The 17,534-nt window shown below is 54.0% G+C and carries 21 protein-coding genes; 20 read left to right on the top strand and 1 reads right to left on the bottom strand.

What is annotated here, in order from left to right; translation table 11 throughout:
• Positions 1-13 precede the first annotated feature (13 nt).
• Entirely contained in the window at positions 14-2,251 is a 2,238-nt protein-coding gene (locus Q4D85_RS04930; protein ID WP_303198630.1) for an HtaA domain-containing protein, read from the bottom strand.
• Positions 2,252-2,599: 348 nt separating this feature from the next.
• Between Q4D85_RS04930 and Q4D85_RS04925 the strand changes: the two genes are divergently transcribed.
• From Q4D85_RS04925 to rplQ, 20 genes are all read left to right on the top strand, one after another.
• Entirely contained in the window at positions 2,600-3,811 is a 1,212-nt protein-coding gene (locus tag Q4D85_RS04925) for a phosphatase PAP2 family protein (protein ID WP_303198628.1), read from the top strand.
• Positions 3,812-4,130: 319 nt separating this feature from the next.
• Complete coding sequence (rpsH, locus tag Q4D85_RS04920; RefSeq protein WP_047261183.1) at positions 4,131-4,529, top strand: 30S ribosomal protein S8; 399 nt, start codon at positions 4,131-4,133, stop codon at positions 4,527-4,529.
• A 13-nt stretch (positions 4,530-4,542) separates the two neighbouring features.
• Entirely contained in the window at positions 4,543-5,079 is a 537-nt protein-coding gene (gene rplF, locus Q4D85_RS04915) for a 50S ribosomal protein L6 (RefSeq protein ID WP_047261184.1), read from the top strand.
• A 3-nt stretch (positions 5,080-5,082) separates the two neighbouring features.
• Positions 5,083-5,487: a 50S ribosomal protein L18 gene (gene rplR / locus Q4D85_RS04910; RefSeq protein ID WP_303198627.1), complete on the top strand. Its 405-nt coding sequence runs from the start codon at positions 5,083-5,085 to the stop codon at positions 5,485-5,487.
• 37 nt (positions 5,488-5,524) lie between these two features.
• Complete coding sequence (gene rpsE, locus Q4D85_RS04905) at positions 5,525-6,145, top strand: 30S ribosomal protein S5 (protein ID WP_047261186.1); 621 nt, start codon at positions 5,525-5,527, stop codon at positions 6,143-6,145.
• A gap of 5 nt (positions 6,146-6,150) precedes the next feature.
• Entirely contained in the window at positions 6,151-6,336 is a 186-nt protein-coding gene (rpmD, locus tag Q4D85_RS04900) for a 50S ribosomal protein L30 (protein WP_047261187.1), read from the top strand.
• Positions 6,337-6,339: 3 nt separating this feature from the next.
• Positions 6,340-6,786: a 50S ribosomal protein L15 gene (gene rplO / locus Q4D85_RS04895; RefSeq protein ID WP_303198624.1), complete on the top strand. Its 447-nt coding sequence runs from the start codon at positions 6,340-6,342 to the stop codon at positions 6,784-6,786.
• Between the two features lie 384 nt (positions 6,787-7,170).
• On the top strand, positions 7,171-7,956 hold the full coding sequence (locus Q4D85_RS04890; protein ID WP_303198623.1) for a formate/nitrite transporter family protein: 786 nt from the start codon (positions 7,171-7,173) through the stop codon (positions 7,954-7,956).
• 242 nt (positions 7,957-8,198) lie between these two features.
• Positions 8,199-9,518, top strand: a complete 1,320-nt coding sequence (gene secY, locus Q4D85_RS04885; RefSeq protein WP_303198622.1) for a preprotein translocase subunit SecY — start codon at positions 8,199-8,201, stop codon at positions 9,516-9,518.
• Between the two features lies 1 nt (position 9,519).
• Entirely contained in the window at positions 9,520-10,065 is a 546-nt protein-coding gene (locus tag Q4D85_RS04880; protein ID WP_303198621.1) for an adenylate kinase, read from the top strand.
• 95 nt (positions 10,066-10,160) lie between these two features.
• Positions 10,161-10,955 (top strand): type I methionyl aminopeptidase, encoded by a 795-nt coding sequence (gene map / locus Q4D85_RS04875; protein WP_303198619.1) that lies wholly within the window; start codon positions 10,161-10,163, stop codon positions 10,953-10,955.
• 176 nt (positions 10,956-11,131) lie between these two features.
• Positions 11,132-11,860 carry a L,D-transpeptidase gene (locus Q4D85_RS04870; protein WP_303198618.1) on the top strand — a complete coding sequence of 243 codons (729 nt, stop codon included), beginning with the start codon at positions 11,132-11,134 and terminating at the stop codon, positions 11,858-11,860.
• Between the two features lie 74 nt (positions 11,861-11,934).
• A complete protein-coding gene (locus tag Q4D85_RS04865; protein WP_303198617.1) occupies positions 11,935-12,378 on the top strand; it encodes a hypothetical protein in 444 nt (147 codons plus the stop codon).
• On the top strand, positions 12,345-13,811 hold the full coding sequence (locus tag Q4D85_RS04860; protein ID WP_303198616.1) for a hypothetical protein: 1,467 nt from the start codon (positions 12,345-12,347) through the stop codon (positions 13,809-13,811). The genes Q4D85_RS04865 and Q4D85_RS04860 overlap by 34 nt, the downstream gene beginning before the upstream one ends.
• A gap of 135 nt (positions 13,812-13,946) precedes the next feature.
• On the top strand, positions 13,947-14,168 hold the full coding sequence (infA, locus tag Q4D85_RS04855; protein WP_303198614.1) for a translation initiation factor IF-1: 222 nt from the start codon (positions 13,947-13,949) through the stop codon (positions 14,166-14,168).
• A 174-nt stretch (positions 14,169-14,342) separates the two neighbouring features.
• On the top strand, positions 14,343-14,711 hold the full coding sequence (rpsM, locus tag Q4D85_RS04850; protein WP_047261197.1) for a 30S ribosomal protein S13: 369 nt from the start codon (positions 14,343-14,345) through the stop codon (positions 14,709-14,711).
• Positions 14,712-14,714: 3 nt separating this feature from the next.
• Positions 14,715-15,119, top strand: a complete 405-nt coding sequence (gene rpsK / locus Q4D85_RS04845) for a 30S ribosomal protein S11 (RefSeq protein ID WP_047261198.1) — start codon at positions 14,715-14,717, stop codon at positions 15,117-15,119.
• A gap of 22 nt (positions 15,120-15,141) precedes the next feature.
• On the top strand, positions 15,142-15,747 hold the full coding sequence (rpsD, locus tag Q4D85_RS04840; RefSeq protein WP_303198610.1) for a 30S ribosomal protein S4: 606 nt from the start codon (positions 15,142-15,144) through the stop codon (positions 15,745-15,747).
• Positions 15,748-15,810: 63 nt separating this feature from the next.
• A complete protein-coding gene (locus Q4D85_RS04835; RefSeq protein WP_047261200.1) occupies positions 15,811-16,827 on the top strand; it encodes a DNA-directed RNA polymerase subunit alpha in 1,017 nt (338 codons plus the stop codon).
• Between the two features lie 72 nt (positions 16,828-16,899).
• On the top strand, positions 16,900-17,406 hold the full coding sequence (gene rplQ / locus Q4D85_RS04830) for a 50S ribosomal protein L17 (protein WP_303198609.1): 507 nt from the start codon (positions 16,900-16,902) through the stop codon (positions 17,404-17,406).
• The last annotated feature ends 128 nt before the right edge of the window (positions 17,407-17,534 follow it).

Below are 17,534 nucleotides of genomic sequence, written 5' to 3'. Positions count from 1 at the left end.
GGAGTGGGATATTTTAGAACCGGAAGTTCTTAAACATCCCGGACAGTTGTGGCAAGAAATTCGAGATTGCTGCAACTGCAGCGCCGATGAGTGCTAGAACACCGATCACGATTCCGGCGATGGCACCCGGGCTTGAGCTTCCAGAACCACCTGGTTTGGTGTCGTCGTCAGGCTTCTGGTTATCGCCTGGGTTACCAGGGGTGTTGTTATCGCCTGGCTGGTCCGGGAATGCCTTTTTGTATTCCGCTGCGGCCTCTTCGTAGCTCTTTTCTGCCTCCGCTACGGCCTTCTTCGCTTTGTCGATGGCTGCGGTATCTTTGTCAGCCTCGGCTTTAGCCAGATCTTCCTTCGCCTTGTCGAGACGAGCCTTGGCTTCGTCATAATTGAGCTTGATGAGCTTCTTGCGAGCTTCTTCTTCCCGTTGCTTTTGACGCTGCTTGTCTTCCTCGGAAGGTTCGTCCTGAACTTGCTTCTTAGTGTCGTACAGCCGAACCAATTCGTAGTATTCTACGTGGTCGCCGCGCGACTCATTCAGTGAAGGGACGTAGAGGCTACCGTTAGGCGTGGTTATCATATTTGCCTGGTAAATGTTGTTGGTTTCCCGGCCGTTAGGAATCACGGCTTCTTTTGGTGCACCGTCTTCGGTGATCGGGGCGAGAGTATTAATGTCGAACCAGATGAGCTTGGAATTATTGCCGGAATACATCACGGGGTTGTTATCGGCATCCCAGGCGACACCAGCGAGACCCGCAACGGGAGGTTGTTTCCTGCCGGAAGTAGTTACTTCACGGTTTGCGTAATCGAGAACCTCAATCATAGCGTAAGCCGCGACACTATTTTTATTCCAACGGATGATTTGGCGGCCATTGGTTGCATAGCCCTCCATGTACGCTGTGCTGATTTCTGGCTGAGACTGAGGCATGAACTTCGCAGCTTCCCCCGGCGAAGTAGCGGTGGGGTCAATGGAAATTAGTACGTTCTTTGCAGCTTTGCTATCGCCAGGAAAAATGGCAGGCTCACTATTGGCATAGTATGTGAAAGTTCCATCATCCATTGGTAACAATTGGGTGCGCGCGGCTCGAGGGAAAAACCGTGGCGCGAAGACAGAATCGCCAGAAACGGGATTACCAACAATGTCGGATGATGTTGGCAAAGTAATCGAGGTTCCCAAATCCGCGCCGATTATTGGCGTGAGATAAGCAGCTTGCTGATCGGGAGGGGTGCTAAATGACGCAGGTTGCTCGGCAGAAATGACGACACCTTTATTGGTTTTTGGGTGAATCCCGACGGCATAAATACTGCCAGGAACTGTACCTACGATTTCGGCCGCACTGAAACCAGAAGCGTTGACCTTTACTCGCTTCAACTCGTTGGATAACGGTGAGTTGTTGGTTTCGGTGTAGTAATAGTAGTCTGATGAAGCATCAAATGCCCCGATTCCATTTTGGCTTAGTGGTAGTTCCACAGAGCTAATGGTCTTCATCTCGGGGCTTACCAAGAAGAGACCTTTTTTAGCGACTGCCACCAACACATTATTTCCCACCGGATACAACGAGTGTAGTTCATCATATTCAGCATTGGCGGACCAGGCGGTTGGGAAGACCGACAAGCCCTTATCTGTGGAAGGGCGGGCACCATCGCCGTTTGCGGTGAAGCTTAGTGGGTCGAGACCCTCGCCACGCTCGTAGAACTCGGAGAACATGGAAACGCCCTCTTCGGTCAACCGGGTTGGGATCCGCGACCAGTTAACCTGACCGTTGGCTTGGGTGAAGTTGCCACTGACGGTAGCCAACGTGGCGATCTTTACTGGTTCTTTGGGCTCGTAGAACGAGTTTTTATTGTATTGTCGGGAGCGAACGGTGGCTTCTACGTAGGAGCCATCTTTGTCAATTACGACTTTTGGATTTTTAAAGGTCAAATCCAATTGGCATACGGATTGAGGGTCTTTGTCGCTACCACCGCTACAGTATTTGCGGTAGCGCACGGTTCCGCTGAACTGTGCCTCGGTGTGCTCAGCTTCGCGATCAAAAGAATAAGACTTTAACGGGAAGCTGAAAGCGTTATTCTCGCGGGTTGCTCCGTCTTCAATGAAGGTGGCACCACCGGTGTAATTGTCGAAGCTTGCGCGGATACCCCATGACAGTGAGCCAGTTGGGGCGTCCTGCGCCCAGCTCACCGGCTGAATAGGCAGTAGCGCAGCGGCAGTTGCGGCGGCAATGACCACGCGGTGCCGGAAACTGAAGATTCCCACTGTGGTTACCTTTTCCTTTCGGTATGATTCCACTGAACATTCGTCACGGATTTATTGAAAAAGTGGTCAGAAATTAGTTCTTTGAGACTACTTATCCAATAAAAAACTTAGCCAATTAATATAGGTCTGGCTAACCTTTTTTAAGTGGGGGTAAGCAATCTTATAAGTGATATTGAGAATTGTAGATTTCGACGAATCTGTAAGTGATATGGCTGCCGCCAAAATTTCGTGATGGATAATTACAAATTCAGAGCTTTTACGCGGCGGGTTCTGTATTGAATTGATACCCCCGGTTTTCGTGACATAATGAGGCAGCTTTAAAAACTAAAGACTTCAAAAGGAGTACCAGTGCGTGCGATTGCGGCCGCGTTAACGGTTTGGCTCGTAGCGTTTACCACCCCGGTGGCAGCGGTGGAAATTCCGCAACTTCCACAACATTTGCCAGGTCAGGGCCCTATTGTCGAATTTCCGCACGCACCAGTTCCGGTTCCCTTCACGGTCGCGGACTATGTGGGATACGTCTCCGACGTCTCTTCCTATCCTGGCGGCGGCTACGTTCCGGTGGTGGACGTGTTCAATGAGATTCGTTCCAAGCATCCAGAGACCCTGCGCCGGAACCTCGAGCTCGTAATCGCGGAGAATAATGCAGCACTGGCCGATCCGGCACGAGTAGCCCAAGCGCAACAGGATGCTTTGGCGGATTTCTCCGGGGTGTTAACGCCGCTATCGGAGGCGTTTGGCCCTGAGGTAGGGGCGCATTTTAGGGCGGCGATTCGGGATAACCGACTGCCTAAGACGCAAATGCTTTTCGACGGCGGTTGGTTCGCCCGTGCCGGTGGGATCGCCAGTTCCACCTTCGTCGAAAAGCGGGTCTTTAACTATAAGCGTCCGTTTATCGTTGCGCCGGAGCAGGTACATCGCATGACCATCCCCGAACGCGACATCTACCCAACCTCCCAATCCTTCCCGTCCGGGCACACCAACCAGGTGACCTGGGCTGCGACGCTATTAGCCGTCATCCTGCCGGAAGCAGCCCCGCAACTTTTGGCTCGCGCGACATCTGCCGGGCACAGCCGAATCGTGCTGGGGGTGCATTATCCACTCGATGTGATTGGCGGCAGGATGACCGGAACTGCCGCGGCTGCGGATCGGTGGAATGATCCCAAGATGAAAGCCGCATTGCGTGCTGCGGGCGAAGAAATCCGGGCGGAATTGCAGTGGCGTTGCGGAAAACCCCTCGCAGAATGCCTGCCCGCGCCGACAGGCAACGCCGATTTGTTAACCGATTACACGGAAAAACTGCACTACAATTTCCCGACCATCTGGGCACCCGATGCGCCGATGGTGGTGCCGCAACAAGCGCCGGACCTTCTATCGGAACGGTTTCCGGAGCTTAACTATCACCAGCGTGCGGAAATTCTGCGGCAGACCGCACTTCCAGCAGGCCACCCTCTAGATAATCAACGAGGCACCGGTTCCTGGCAGCGGCTTAATCTCGGACGGGCTTTCACCGCAAACTACACCATTGACGCGAACGGAAATCTTAAGGTGACCCCGTAACCGCGTAATGAAACCAAGGCAGTGGGGGAGGCCGCGGCGCTGGTCGCGTCGACAAGCGGACGCTAGTTGCAATAGCTGGCGCTGCAAGTGTAAAGTATCCCCTCGGACTTTTATGCCCTTTTCCTGGGTTTAATCGCATCCGAGTTTAGACATTTATTCACCTACATTGTTGTAGGCCCCCCGCCTTGTGCGACCGCTTAAAATGTGGCAGCGAGCACCCCAGCTATTGAGCTTGGGGCGCGAAAAGTGGCCGATAATATGCGGTGACGCTTTTGAAGGTGGGAGGAACCGCGACGAGAAAGGCTTATGGGTCACTTTTATGACCATGACAGATCCAATTGCGGATATGCTGTCGCGCGTGCGTAACGCAAACCACGCACACCACGACTCCGTATCCATGCCTTCCTCCAAGCTCAAGGCAAACATTGCTGAGATCTTGAAGTCCGAAGGCTACATTGCTGATTACACCGTTGAGGACGCCAAGGTTGGTAAGACCTTGACCCTTGAACTGAAGTACGGCCCATCCCGCGAGCGCTCCATCTCTGGTGTTCGCCGCGTTTCCAAGCCAGGTCTTCGTGTGTACGCAAAGTCCAACAACTTGCCGAAGGTTCTCGGCGGCCTGGGTGTGGCTATCATCTCCACCTCCCAAGGTTTGCTCACCGACCGTCAGGCTTACGAGAAGGGTGTAGGCGGAGAAGTTCTCGCCTACGTCTGGTAAGGGAGGAGCGATAATGTCACGTGTTGGTAAGCAGCCTATCGCTGTCCCTGCAAACGTAGAGGTCAAGATTGACGGCCAGTTCGTTGAGGTTAAGGGTCCAAAGGGTACCCTGTCCCACACTGTTGCTGAGCCAATCAAAGTTGCTCTCGAAGACGGCCAGATCGTTGTCACCCGTCCGGATGACAACCGCAAGAACCGTTCTCTGCACGGCCTATCCCGCTCCTTGGTTAACAACCTCGTTGTTGGTGTGACCGAAGGCTACACCATCAAGATGGAAATCTTCGGTGTTGGTTACCGTGTTCAGGCTAAGGGCCAGGACCTGGAGTTCTCCCTCGGCTACTCTCACCCAGTGCTGATCAAGGCACCGGAGGGTATTACTTTCGCCGTGGACGGCAACACCAAGCTGTCCGTCTCCGGTATCGACAAGCAAAAGGTCGGACAGATCGCCGCCATCATCCGTAAGCTCCGTAAGGACGATCCTTACAAGGGCAAGGGTATTCGCTACGAAGGCGAGCAGATCCGTCGCAAGGTCGGAAAGACGGGTAAGTAAGCAATGAGCAACAACGAGAACAACAACAAGCGCACGCCGGTTGGCAAGGACATCTCCACCCGCCGTCGCGAAGCTCGCGCACGCCGCCACAACCGTATCCGCAAGACGCTGCGGGGCACCCCAGAGGCACCGCGTCTTGTCGTTCACCGTACCTCCCGCCACATGCACGTCCAGGTTATCGACGACCTCGCTGGTCACACCCTGGCTGCCGCTTCCTCCATGGAAGCAGCTGTTGCTGGCATCGACGGTGACAAGAAGGCAAAGGCAGCTAAGGTTGGCGAACTCATTGCTGAGCGCGCCAAGGCAGCTGGCATCGAAAAGATCGTTTTCGACCGTGCTGGCTACAAATACCACGGCCGTGTTGCCGCACTGGCCGACGCAGCTCGTGAAGGTGGTTTGAAGTTCTAATGATCACCTCTATCAACAACAACGGAAGGAACGCCTAATGTCCGGACGTGAACGGCGTGACGGCGGACGCTCCGCCGATGAGAACAAGAACGAGCGCCGCGGCGGTCGCCGCGACGATCGTCGTAACCAGCAGCAAGACGAGCGCTCCCAGTACATCGAGCGTGTCGTAACCATCAACCGCGTATCCAAGGTTGTTAAGGGTGGTCGTCGCTTCAGCTTCACCGCTCTCGTCATCGTTGGCGACGGTAAAGGCATGGTTGGCGTTGGCTACGGCAAGGCTAAGGAAGTCCCAGCTGCAATCCAAAAGGGTGCTGAAGAGGCTCGCAAGAACTTCTTCCGCGTCCCAATGGTTGGCGGCACCATCACCCACCCAGTTCAGGGTGAAGCAGCAGCCGGCATCGTTATGATGCGCCCAGCTGCCGCCGGTACCGGTGTTATCGCTGGTGGTGCTGCACGTCCAGTGCTCGAATGCGCAGGCGTCCAGGACATCCTGTGTAAGTCGCTTGGCTCCGACAACGCTATCAACGTGGTGCACGCTACCGTTGCTGGCTTGAAGCAGCTGGTTCGCCCTGAAGAGGTCGCTGCCCGTCGCGGCAAGACCCTCGAAGAGGTTGCCCCAGCTCGTATGCTGCGCATCCGCGCAGGACAGGAGGCTTAAAGCTAATGGCCCTCAAGATCACCCAAAACAAGGGACTGGTTGGTGCTAACCCTAAGCAGCGTAAGAACATCGCTGCATTGGGCCTCAAGCGCATCGGCCACTCCGTCGTCCGCGAAGACACACCTTCGACCCGCGGCATGATCCAGGTCGTACGTCACATGGTGTCTGTCGAAGAAGTGGCAGGGGAGTAAAACATGAGCGATGTAATCAAGCTCCACGATCTGCGCCCAGCTAAAGGCGCAAACAAAGCTAAGACCCGCGTAGGCCGCGGTGAAGCTTCCAAGGGTAAGACCGCAGGTCGCGGTACCAAGGGTACCAAGGCTCGTAAGCAAGTTTCGGCTGCTTTCGAGGGTGGCCAAATGCCAATCCACATGCGTCTGCCTAAGTTGAAGGGCTTCAAGAGCCGCAACAAGGTTATCTTCCAGGTAGTCAACGTTGCTGACCTCGAGAAGGCTTTCCCTAACGGTGGCGACGTTACCGTTGCTGACATCGTTGCAGCTGGCCTGGTTCGCGCAAAGAAGCCTGTTAAGGTTCTTGGCGAAGGCGAACTGACCGTTAAGCTCAACGTCACCGCTGATAAATTCTCCAAGTCCGCACAGGAGAAGATCGAAGCTGCTGGTGGTTCCGTAACCACCAAGTAGTTAAGATACTCGGACACGTAAAACGCCAGGCTGGTATGATCCGCTTGGCGTTTTTTGCTTGTCGACGGGGCGGTGGAGGGATGTGCGTAAGAAAGCTCCGCTTCGCTCCAAAGTCCGTAATCACTGACGTGCTGTACAAAGAGCGTTTGGCTTTTCTGCGCGCTGACCCAGAGGCTTATTTTCGTCAGTATCCACGACCAAGGTTTGGCTTTGAGTTCTCAGAAGAATCAAAAGACGACTAAAAGCTTGAGAAAATTTCCGTAGTCAATGATTTAACGATCTAGGCGACGGAAATTTTCTATTATGTTGCCGGTGCGGTAAGACTTGAACCTGGTGCAATCTTTCGTTGCGCTATGGCTTTTCGCGTACAAGGGGTAGAACCACATGAGCCTCAACGACACCGCAGATGCGATGGTAGTAAAGAAAACGCAGTTGCTGGAACGCCAATTCGGCCGTTATGCGGTGCGAAGTGTTCTGGCCGGGGTGTATTTGACGCTTGGCACCGCGTTCTCAGCGGTGATGGCGCAGCGGGTAGAAAACTTAGCGCCAGGCCTAGGCGGGCCCGTATTTGCGATGTTCTTCTTTATCGGTCTTGCCACCATAGTGTTATTGGGCGCGGAATTAGCCACCGGAAACATGATGTATATGGTCTATGGGCTGTACCGCAAAACCGTGGCGGCACCGGTGGCGGTGAAGCTTCTTGTGGTCTGCACCGTATTCAATTTGGTGGGGGCGCTATTGGTTGGTTTTGCCCTAGGTTTTGCCGAGGCGTTTTCCGCCGTGACTGATTCGTCGTTTGTGTCGACGCTGATTAATAAAAAGCTGCACAAAGATCCGATGGGACTATTTGTGGAGGGCATAGTGGCGAATTTTGTGGTCAACATGGGTATGGTGGGGGTCGCCGTGCTTAAGGATTACACGGCAAAGTTCTTCATGTTGATGTTCGTGATTGGCATGTTCGTGGGGCTGGGTACTGAGCACGTCATCGCCAATTTTTCGCTGGTGAATATCGTCGGATTCAGTGCCGATCCGCTGCCGGAGTTTTTCACGGCGTCCCATATCGCTATCAACTGGACGTTGGTGTGGTTGGGTAACTTCGTGGGCGGTGGTGTGCTCATTGGTTTGGTGTACGCGTGGTTGAATAACACCGACGCGTCGTATCGCGACTAAGGGTGGTTTTCGTCGGCCACTTTTGGGGGCGAAAAGATATATTTATTCCGCGTTAAGGTTTCTCTTCGGATGTTTTCGGTTTTGCTGACTGGGATTTGGTTTGTGACAGGTGGTAGAGTAGCAAGGTCAATCTTGTCCACTTTTTCCGGAAGTTTTCGGAAAAATTTCACAGTCGAATTTTTCCTACTGCAGCGTGTAACGAAACCCATGTGAGCGGTGCTGGTGGGAGCCAGGAGGCTTTAGTGTCCGCCATTCTTCAGGCATTTAAGGATGTGGATCTACGCAAGAAGATTCTGATTTCTATTGCGTTGATAATTCTCTACCGCATCGGTGCCCAAATCCCGTCCCCGGGCGTTGATTACGCGTCGATCTCTGACCGTATTCGGCACCTTACGTCAGATTCTTCCAGCGTTTACTCGCTGATTAACCTGTTCTCCGGTGGTGCGTTGCTGCAATTGTCCATCTTCGCCATCGGTGTGATGCCTTATATTACGGCTTCCATTATCGTCCAGCTGCTCACCGTGGTTATCCCGCGTTTCGAGGAGCTGAAGAAGGAAGGCCAAACCGGCCAAGCCAAGATGGATCAGTACACCCGTTACCTCACGTTGGCGCTGGCTCTCTTGCAGTCTGCAGGTATCGTCGCGCTGGCTGACCGGGAACAGCTCCTGGGTCAGGGCGTTCCGGTTCTGGTTGCGGACCGCACCATCTTTGATCTGATTCTGCTGGTTCTGGTTATGTCCGCAGGTGCGGTTTTGGTGATGTGGCTGGGCGAGCTCATCACTGAACGGGGCGTCGGTAACGGTATGTCCTTGCTGATCTTCGCCGGTATCGCTACCCGGTTGCCTGCCGACGGCGCGAACATCCTGTCCGGTTCCGGTGGGCTGGTCTTCACCGGTGTTCTCATCGCTGTCATTATCCTCGTGGTGGGCGTGGTCTTCGTCGAGCAGGGTCAGCGCCGAATCCCGGTTCAGTATGCAAAGCGCATGGTGGGTCGTCGTCAGTACGGCGGCACCTCTACTTACCTGCCGCTGAAGGTTAATCAGGGTGGCGTTATCCCCGTGATCTTCGCATCCTCCCTGATTTACATGCCGGTATTGATTACCCAGATTGTGAACTCTTCGTCCGTCGAGGCTCCTGATAACTGGTGGCAGCGAAACGTCATTCAGTACTTACAAACGCCGTCTTCGTGGCAGTACATCGTGTTGTACTTCGCGCTGATTATCTTCTTCTCCTACTTCTACGTTTCGGTTCAGTACGATCCGAACGAGCAGGCTGAGAACATGAAGAAATACGGTGGCTTCATTCCTGGTATTCGGCCGGGTCGCCCAACCGCAGAATATTTAAGTTTTGTTATGAACCGCCTGTTGTTCGTCGGTTCCCTGTATCTTGGAATTATCGCTGTACTGCCTAACATCATGTTGGAACTCGGCGTTAACGCCCAAGCGGGAGCAACGCCATTCGGTGGTACCGCGATTCTGATTATGGTTTCGGTTGCTTTGACCACGGTAAAGCAGATCGAATCCCAGCTCCTGCAAAGTAATTACGAAGGACTTCTGAAGTAAAATGCGACTCGTTCTCCTCGGCCCTCCCGGTGCGGGCAAGGGCACCCAGGCTGCCATCCTCTCCGAAAAACTCGGCATTCCCCACATTTCCACCGGTGACTTATTCCGGGCGAATATTGGCGAAGGTACCCCCTTGGGGGTAGAGGCGAAGCAATACCTCGACGCCGGAAAATTGGTTCCAACCGATGTGACCGCACGCATGGTCAAGGCTCGCCTGCAAGAGGATGACGCACGTGATGGATTCCTGCTCGATGGTTTCCCACGCACGGTGGAACAGGCGGAAATCCTGGACGATTTCATGAAAGAATTCGGCACTGAATTAAACGGTGTGGTTAACTTCCAGGTTTCGGAAGACGTTGTGGTGGAACGGATGTTGGCTCGCGGTCGGGCGGACGACAACGAGGAAACAATCCGTACCCGGTTGCAGGTCTACCGCGACGAGACGGCACCGCTGATCGATCACTACGGTGACGAGATCATCGCGATTAAGGCAGAAGGTACCGTAGAAGAGATCAACGCACGTACCCTTGAGGCATTGGGCAAGTAGCCTTCAGGCGTAGGTCGGATCTAAGCTTTTAGCCGGAGTGCAGCTTTTACTGCTGTGGCTCCGGCTTTCGTTATTTACTTAAGAAGAGTGAGGTTATGGGGTTTCGGAAACGTCGAAAAGCAATCGCGGCTAAAACACCTGCGGAATTGGACGCTATGCAGGCGGCAGGAGAGATCGTCGGTAAGGCACTGCAGGCGGTGAAGGCGGCGGCCAAACCCGGCATAAGCACCGGCGATCTGGACGAAGTCGCCGAGACAACCATCCGGGAGCTTGGTGCGATCCCCACCTTCAAAGGATACGAGGGGTTCCCGGCGTCGATCTGCGCATCCGTTAACGACGAAATCGTCCACGGCATTCCCGACAAGTCCCGGATTCTTCGCGAGGGCGATTTGGTGTCCATCGACTGCGGCGCAACCTACGAAGGTTGGGTGGGGGATTCCGCCTGGAGCTTCGGGATCGGCACCCTAAGTACCGAGGCGCAAGCATTAAACGAGGCCACCGAATGGGTGCTGTCGGAGGGGCTTAAAGCGATGATCCCCGGAAACCGCCTCACGGACGTTTCTTACGCGCTAGAAGTAGCCACCCGAGCTGCCGAGAGCCGGTGGGGTGTGAAACTTGGCATCGTCGACGGCTACGGTGGGCACGGGATCGGCCGCACCATGCACGAAGAGCCGTGGCTGCCCAACGAAGGAAAACCCGGCAAGGGCCCTGTGATCCAAGAGGGTTCGGTGCTTGCCATTGAGCCGATGCTGACGCTGGGGAGCGTCGATTCCATCGTGCTTGACGACGACTGGACGGTGGTCACCGATGACGGTTCGCTTGCGGCGCACTGGGAACACACGGTTGCCGCTACTTCCAGCGGCCCGCGGATTCTTACGCCACGCAGGTAGTAAATTTTGTGCACGTAACGTCCCCGCTATGGGGGCGTCAAAATTTTGTGACCGTAATGTAATAATTTCTTAAGTAGTGTGTCTGCCTGCGGGAACGGCTGTGGTGATTGTGAAATACGATTCATATGTGGTTTCGAGGCGATGATTTTTCTCACTCAACGGCTATAGTAGTCACCATGTCTTTTAAGCCGCGTTCTACTCGTGTGTTCTCCGCACTCCGTCGCTTTTCCAAAGCCGCAGCAATTGCCGCTTCCATTACTGCCGTTACGGTCACCACCCCAGCTGTAGCTTCCGCCCAAATGATCCCAGGCGTACCAAGCTCCTCTGATCTGACTGCGAAGCTGCAAGAAGACGTATGGAACGCCCGCAATCACCTGCATTCCGAAGCGGAACGCGTGCTTGACCCACAGTCCGCCCAGAACGCCAAGAACGCGGTCGACGGCGTAGCCAATGCAGTGGCACCAGGCATGATTGACCAGAAGAACCGCGAAGCTGAGGAAGCACGGATGCGTGCCGAGGCGGAGCGGCTGGAACAAGCCCGCGCAAACTTTGACTACGGTTCCTGCCCGAAGCACGCCGCGGCGTGTATCGATTTGACCAAACAGCGCACCTGGTTGCAGAAGAACGGTGTCGCATGGGGCGGCGAACGGCCTATGTCCTCCGGCGCACCTGGCTGGGAAACCCCGAAGGGTACCCACCGCGTGAACCGCAAAGTTAAAGACGAAATCTCGCGGGAATTCAACAATGCACCGATGCCATACTCGGTGTACTTCACCCACAACGGCATTGCCTTCCATGAGGGTGACGTGAATTTGTGGTCGCACGGTTGCATCCACCTCAACCACAACGATGCCGTGCAGTACTTCAACGAATTAAAGCCGGGAGACATCGTTTACGTCTACTAATCTGCGGCTGACATGAGCATACTGGCCTTCCTGCCACCAGCGGGAAGGCCTTTCTGTACTTTGTGGGGCGGAAAATGACAGCGGAAGAACTAGTCCACCAAGCAGTGGTGGACATGCGGGTACGGCAGGGCCAACCAAGCGATGCGACGGTCGTGCTGATTGACGTAGCCGAACCAGATAAAGCTGCAAAGAGGTTGGCGAGCCTAGACCTGAATAATAAAAACGTGGTGGTCTGGCTGGTAGGTACGCCGTGGCGGATAGGGCCTTATTACCACCGGCTGAAAACGCAACCAGTTTCCGTCGCCGTATCCGACTATAAAGCGCTGTTTTTGCTGCAATCGGGCGCTAAACTGTGGCTCATCGACGATATTCCAGTGCGGGTATCGAGGTTTCCGTTTTACGGGCAGCAACGACACCATTTTCGGTGGCGAATCGTCATGGCAGTAGCGCACGTGGTGGCAAAGATCAAGGAGGCGGCGATTAGGTGGCGAAAGAATGGGACATCGCGATCTATGTAGGAAAATCTGTCCAGGCTGCTGTAAGTCTGCAATTTTCCGAGATTAGGCGAAAGTGGAAAATTGACTACACCTTCGCCAGCTTCATTGACATGTATCATAAAGGGGAAAATCTGCCTGATGTGATCGATAAATGCGCGAAAACCTCAGGCACCTACCAGTTCCGCAGGTTAGTGTTTATAGTTCCAAGTCTGGCGATCACTGAAAACGAAAAGAATCGCTTGGAACGGAAGGCAAGATTATACGATCTTCGCTATCAGGACGTTCGATTTATTTCCTTGATCGATGTTTTTCGAAAGCACCATTATTTGTTCGCCGGGAAAACATTTTTCGACGATGATCTCTGGGAGGATAGGGCGCAAGATATTGGCGTCGTTTTGATCAATCTTGATCATGGCGAGGTGATGTCTAAAGCAGGCGGACGTCAACCATTTAATGCGAAAGCTGATTTGCCGCCCATTGTGCGGCGACACGTCTCGCTTTGTACCGAGCAGGAACGCGAAATCTGGGTCTTTTACTCTGATGAAAAAGAAGCGTCTATTGCGAAAGACTTCCTGCCCGATTCGGTGCCAGTGTTTTACGCAGCGCCACATGAAGTGGCTCAATTTGTGCTTGATCCCGTCAACAGATTTTATTGTTTTGCACGAGATAATCTTCATGAACGAGTCCATCGCCAGCATAAAGTCAGAGAAGTTCGCAAGGGAAGACGAAACACGAAGATATTTCTCTCCCTCGTTAGCATCGTCGTTCTACTCGTTGCGGGGTTTGGGATTAAGAAGTTTTATGATTACGAAATTCGACACGGTGAAGGTCTGTCCCTACGTAACTACTCAGGGTTACCACGTAGCTTCGACTTTGTGGCGCATTCGAATTCAGAAACGTGGGAAACCCTCATGCCGCAACTAGACCAGCAGAAACTTTACCTACTTATTAATTGTTCCGCTCCGTCGTATGAAAGAATGCCACTACGCAGGATGGAATACAAATGTCGGCTGGATGCTGAACACCTTCGCAACAATCTTTACGGAAAAGGTTACGAGGCAGCGCTTGTCGACGAGGCCGTTAATGGCGATGTTTACATTCACTGGAAAATGGAACACATGGATACATCCCCATTAATCAATATTGTTCCCGAAGCCAATATCTGTGGAACTGACCATAAAAGTGTAGTTAGCTTCGGAACAGAAATGCATGCAGTTCTTACCGAACCTTGTACATCGGAGGGGGCTAGATTCCCAGGGCGACGCTGGCCTAGCACTGAGGAATCCTCGCTAAAAATCTACGACCATCGTCGGTTGATCATCGATGAAAACGGAACCACGTTCTCACCGACCGTCTCTATCACTGATGTCAATTCTGTTGCTGGTTACAATGTGATGCTTCACGAGCTTTTCCGTGACGCGGATGAGAACAGTTTCCCAGTCGGCGGTGGCTAGTGAAGTTCGGCACATATTTTTGGGCATTTATGCAGGTTGTGTGTAGTATGGACAAATGGTGTCGGATACGTGTGTCCGCATCATGGTAGAAGTAAACCCACGAACTGGCTTTTAAGCTGGGGAATTGCAGAGGATATGGCTAAAAAGGAAGGCGCCATTGAGGTCGAGGGTCGCGTTGTTGAACCCTTGCCGAACACTATGTTCCGAGTCGAATTGGACAACGGACACGAAGTTCTTGCGCACATCAGTGGCAAGATGCGCCAACACAACATCCGTATTCTGCCTGAGGATCGCGTTGTAGTGGAATTGTCCCCCTACGACTTGACTCGCGGCCGCATCGTTTACCGCTACAAATAAACATATAAGCCTCCTTGCTTTAGTGGCGCTTTCTAGTGCCACCCACACCTTCGGCGACGGTGGCCGAAGCCTCATGTATCTTGCCCCATCGTCCGGCATCCGTCCGGGCAAAGCGGTAATTGGTGAGGACGAGCTTGGAGAAAACCACCGTAACAACCGGAAAGGTATCGCCTCATGGCACGTCTTGCTGGTGTTGACCTTCCACGCAATAAGCGCATGGAAGTCGCACTTACTTACATCTACGGCATCGGGCCAGCCCGTGCCGCACAGCTGCTCAAGGAGACCGGCATCTCCCCGGACCTGCGCACTGATAACTTGACCGACGAGCAGATCGCTGCTCTGCGTGACGTCATCGAAGCAACCTGGAAGGTCGAGGGTGACCTCCGCCGCCAGGTTCAGGCTGACATCCGCCGCAAGATTGAAATCGGCTGCTACCAGGGTCTGCGCCACCGTCGTGGCCTGCCTGTTCGCGGCCAGCGCACCAAGACCAATGCGCGTACACGCAAGGGTCCGAAGAAGACCATCGCCGGAAAGAAGAAGTAATCTATGCCTCCTAAAGCACGCTCTAGCGCACGCCGCACTGGCCGTCGCGTTGTAAAGAAGAACGTGGCTCAAGGCCACGCTTACATCAAGTCCACCTTCAACAACACCATCGTGACCATCACTGATCCAGCTGGTGCTGTTATCTCCTGGGCATCCTCCGGCCACGTTGGCTTCAAGGGTTCTAGGAAGTCCACCCCATTCGCCGCACAGCTTGCTGCTGAAAACGCTGCTCGCAAGGCAATGGATCATGGCATGAAGCAGGTTGAAGTTTTTGTTAAAGGTCCAGGTTCGGGCCGCGAGACCGCTATCCGTTCCCTCCAGGCTGCTGGCCTAGAGGTCACCAAGATTTCGGATGTGACCCCACAGCCATTCAACGGCTGCCGTCCACCGAAGCGTCGTCGCGTTTAAGGAAAGGAAAAGGTAACTTACAATGGCACGTTATACCGGTCCAGTAACCCGTAAGTCCCGCCGCCTCCGCGTCGACTTGGTCGGCGGAGACAAGGCATTCGAGCGCCGTCCATACCCACCAGGGCAGGCTGGCCGCAACCGCATCAAAGAATCTGAGTACTTGCTCCAGCTTCAGGAGAAGCAGAAGGCAAAGTACACCTACGGCGTTCTGGAAAAGCAGTTCCGTCGTTACTACGCCGAGGCTAACCGCCTGCCAGGCAAGACCGGTGAAAACCTGGTCATCCTGCTGGAATCCCGCCTCGACAATGTTGTTTACCGCGCAGGCCTGGCACGCACTCGTCGTCAAGCTCGCCAGTTGGTCTCCCACGGCCACTTCCTGGTAAACGGCAAGAAGGTCAACGTACCTTCCTACCGTGTTTCCCAGTACGACATCATCGACGTTCGCGAGAAGTCGCAGAAGATGGTGTGGTTCGAAGAAGCACAGGAGAACCTGACCGACGCAATCGTACCTGCATGGCTTCAGGTTGTTCCCGCTAACTTGCGCATCCTCGTGCATCAGCTGCCCGAGCGCGCTCAGATCGACATTCCGCTCAACGAGCAGCTTATCGTCGAGCTTTACTCCAAGTAATCTTTTTCATCCTTTCCGCCCACGCAGACGTCAAATAGCGGTCGTCACACATAGGAGAGTTACATGCTCATTTCACAGCGCCCAGTCCTTACCGAGGAATTCGTATCCGAGGCTCGTTCCAAGTTCGTCATCGAACCGTTGGAGCCAGGTTTCGGCTACACCCTCGGTAACTCATTGCGCCGTACCCTGCTGTCCTCCATCCCCGGTGCAGCAGTTACCAGCGTAAAGATTGATGGTGTTCTCCATGAGTTCACCACCATTACTGGTGTTAAAGAAGATGTTTCCGACATCCTTCTAAACATCAAGGGCTTGGTCATTTCTTCCGACTCCGACGAGCCGGTTGTTATGTACCTGCGCGCCGAAGGCCCCGGCGTTGTCACCGCTGGCAGCATCGAGCCACCAGCTGGTGTGGAAATCCACAACCCGGATATGCACATCGCAACCCTCAATGAGCAGGGTCGCCTGGAGATCGAAATGGTTGTTGAACGCGGCCGCGGCTACGTTCCCGCCACCACCTTCTCTGGCACCACTGAGATCGGTCGCATCCCAGTTGACCAGATCTACTCCCCAGTGCTGAAGGTCAGCTACAAGGTCGAAGCTACTCGTGTTGAGCAGCGCACCGACTTTGACAAGCTCATCATCGACGTGGAGACCAAAAACTCCATCGCACCGCGTGACGCCCTGGCATCTGCTGGCAAAACCCTCGTTGAACTGTTCGGCCTCGCACGCGAGCTGAACACCGCCGCTGAAGGCATCGAAATCGGCCCTTCCCAACAGGAAACCGAATACATCGCCGCCTACAGCATGCCAATCGAAGACCTGCGCTTCTCGGTTCGTTCCTACAACTGCCTGAAGCGTCAAGAGATTCACACCGTTGGCGAACTTGCCGAATGCACCGAGTCCGACCTGTTGGACATCCGCAACTTCGGCCAGAAGTCCATCAACGAGGTCAAGATCAAGCTCGCCGGCTTGGGTCTTACTTTGAAGGATGCGCCTGAAGATTTCGATCCGACTCAGCTTGAAGGTTACGACGCCGAAACCGGCGACTACATCGACACTGATCCGGACGACAACGAGTAAATCGCCAAGTCTAAGGGCATGAAGTTTTATGCCCTACGCGCTCATTAATTCTGTACACGAGGAGTACATCTAATGCCTACCCCAAAGAAGGGCGCCCGTCTCGGCGGTTCCGCGAGCCACCAGAAGCACATTCTGTCTAACCTCGCGCAACAGCTGTTCACCCACGGCGCTATCAAAACCACTGACGCAAAAGCAAAGATGCTGCGTCCATACGCTGAGAAGCTCATCACCAAAGCGAAGGCTGGCACCCTTGCCGACCGCCGCAACGTGCTGAAGCTGATCGCCAACAAGGAAGTTGTTGCTCACCTTTTCGACGAGCTCGCTCCTAAGTTTGAAAACCGTGAGGGTGGTTACACCCGCATCATCAAACTGGAAAACCGCAAGGGCGACAACGCTCCAATGAGCCAGATCTCCCTGGTTCTCGAAGAGACCGTTTCCGCCGAAGCTACCCGCGCCGCACGCGCAGCCGCATCCAAGGCTGCCGAAGACAAGGCCGAGGAAGCTCCAGCAGCCGAAGAAGAAGCAAAGGTTGAAGAAACCGAAGCTACCGACGCTGAGGAAACCACCGAAGAGAAGTAAAACTCTCTAACAAAATCCTTCCCACCGATTGAGGTTGGGAAGGATTTTTTGCTTTACGACGAATTCTTCGCTGGCGGTTGACTTCCTACCGGTGGTGGTGGTTTTGTGTGGTTTTTTCGGTGTTGTGC

Origin of the sequence: Corynebacterium sp. (genome assembly GCF_030532965.1) — a bacterium.
In the GTDB taxonomy this organism is placed as follows: Bacteria; Actinomycetota; Actinomycetes; order Mycobacteriales; family Mycobacteriaceae; genus Corynebacterium.
Note: the sequence above shows the minus strand (reverse complement) of the source record. Positions and strands in the feature narration are given on the sequence as shown.